The sequence below is a fragment of the Pseudoalteromonas sp. SANK 73390 genome (assembly GCF_054966645.1).
The window spans coordinates 1-690 of record NZ_ARPN01000152.1; the positions used below are offsets into that span (position 1 = coordinate 1).

Genomic DNA, 690 nt, shown 5'->3' on the forward strand with positions numbered 1-690 from the left:
GCATAAGGGGCTAAATAATAGTTGGCTATAATTTAGCGAGGAACGAGCGACAAGCCAACTGTTATGTGTCCCGTTACTTTATGCGCTTGTTATATGGCTATTTGCTGTCTAGCCAACATTTAGAAAATACTATGTCATCAGAACTTAAAACAACAAGTTTGTGGACATAATCTAAATCATGAACAGGGACTGGATCTTTACCAAGCATATAGACAGCACTAGATGAGGCAATTAATTTTTCGTTAATACTTACTGATGCTTCATTGTTTAACAATACACCTTCAAATAGCCCTTGGTAACCCGCCATAACATGAATGGCTCTATTTAACTCTTGCCCTTGCAATCCATCTGTCGAAATCCAAAGGTTTGAATGATCCACAAGTCTGGTTTTTGGTAGTCCAGACAAGCTATTAATTATGTATTCTTTAGCATTTCTCAAATAAGGTTTATGAGTTGCCATATTACCTTCAACAAAATCTATTGCCTTTGAAACAGAAACAATAACTTTTGAGTTGTCAGTTTTATAGAAAATTGCAGGTAACTCGTAAGATACGGGATGGCTTAAGTCGGACTTCCATTTAACAGGGTAGTGATTTGACTCGCATGGGTCAGAGTCAGCATAAACTAAGCTAGAAGCCAAAAAAATCATCAAAACTAAAATATTACGCATACTTTCCTTAGCCATATAAC

The 690-nt window shown here is 36.4% G+C and carries 1 protein-coding gene; it reads right to left on the bottom strand.

What is annotated here, in order from left to right:
• Positions 1–97: 97 nt before the first annotated feature.
• A partial coding sequence (locus SANK73390_RS18610) for a hypothetical protein (protein ID WP_462767883.1) occupies positions 98–690 on the bottom strand: 593 nt, incomplete at its 5' end.